General features: G+C 41.3%; 2 protein-coding genes. Both read right to left on the bottom strand.

Translation table 11 applies throughout. The features are described 5' to 3' along the window. The coding region (locus SORDD24_RS02395; protein WP_155720117.1) for a UvrD-helicase domain-containing protein at window positions 1-1121 on the bottom strand (1121 nt) is incomplete at its 3' end. Window positions 1122-1323: 202 nt separating this feature from the next. Continuing rightward, window positions 1324-1560 (bottom strand): formate--tetrahydrofolate ligase (locus SORDD24_RS11565; protein ID WP_231082661.1); only part of this gene is annotated, 237 nt, incomplete at its 5' end.

Here is a 1560-nt window from a genome sequence, read left to right as displayed (position 1 = left end):
GTATAAGGAATATTGGACTTAAGCAGGGCCTCCTCAATAGTACGAGATTGCGCATTAGTCCGATAAAGAACTGCAAAATCCTTGTGGAGAAAGTTTTGACTACGACCAAGTTCATCAATGGTTTTGGCTACAAAAACAGCTTCATCTTGTTCGTCATTGGCACGATAATAAATAATCTGCTCCCCATCAGCATTCTGAGTCCAGAGATTCTTAGGACGACGATTTTTATTATTTTTAATGACATCATTGGCGGCTTGGAGAATGGTTTTGGTTGAGCGATAGTTTTCTTCTAACAAGACAACCTTAGCTTTGGGATAGTCTTTCTCAAAATCTAAGATATTTTGCATATCCGCACCACGCCAACCATAGATAGACTGGTCCGCATCACCGACCACACAGATGTTTTTAAAGCGTGAAGCCAAGAGTTTGACCAATTGATACTGGGCATGGTTGGTATCTTGGTACTCATCCACGTGAATGTATTGGAACTTCTGCTGGTAGTAGGTCAAGACATCAGGATTTTGATCAAAAAGACGCAGGGTCAACATGATTAAATCATCAAAGTCAACGGACTCAGACTGACGAAGCTCTTTTTGATAGGCTGTGTAACACTGAGCCACGATTTGCGTGTACATATCTCCAGCTTGGGCAGCATAAGCCACATCATCAATCAAGTCATTCTTAGCATTGGAAATAGTCCCCAAAATGGTTCGTTCATTCCATTTTTTAGGGTCCAAGTTTAATTGCTTGAGGATTCGTTTCATGAGGGTTCTCTGTTCACCAGGATCTACAATAGTGAAATTACGATTGTAGCCGATATGATCTGCATCACGACGCAGAATACGAACACACATGGAGTGAAAAGTCGCAATCAGACAGTCCTGAGTAGCTGGATTAAGACCATAAGCACGCTCTTTCATCTCACGCGCAGCCTTGTTGGTAAAGGTAATGGCCAAGATATTCCAAGGATTGACCATTTTTTCATCAATCAAATAAGCAATACGGTGGGTCAAAACACGAGTCTTTCCAGAGCCAGCCCCCGCCATGATTAACAAGGGGCCTTCTGTCGTTTGCACCGCCTCAGCCTGACGGTCATTCATTCCATTCAATAATGCGTTCATCTTCTCTTCCTTACTCTTGAAGTCAATGTTTCTATTATATCAGAAATCAGGGAAAATAGAAACTTAACAGAGAACACTTTGACAAGACAAATTTTCATCAGTGCTTACAAAACATGTATTTTTCAAATGAAGTTGAGGTTATTCTTTGACAGGAAAAAGAGCTTGGATAGCATTTCCAAACTCTTTTAATCTCATCTAAATCTTAGAACAAGCCTAGAACGGTTCCGTCGCTTTCAACATCCATATTGAGAGCTGCTGGTCGTTTTGGAAGTCCTGGCATGGTCATGACATCACCAGTTAAGGCAACGATGAAGCCTGCACCTAATTTTGGTACCAATTCACGAATGGTAATTTCAAAGTTCTCTGGCGCTCCAAGTGCATTTGGATTGTCTGAGAAACTGTACTGAGTTTTAGCCATACAGATTGGCAATTTATCCCA

The sequence above is a fragment of the Streptococcus oralis genome (assembly GCF_001579175.1).
Lineage (GTDB): Bacteria > Bacillota > Bacilli > Lactobacillales > Streptococcaceae > Streptococcus > Streptococcus oralis_O.
The sequence above is the reverse complement of the archived record's forward strand: the minus strand, read 5'-3'. Positions and strand labels throughout refer to the sequence as shown.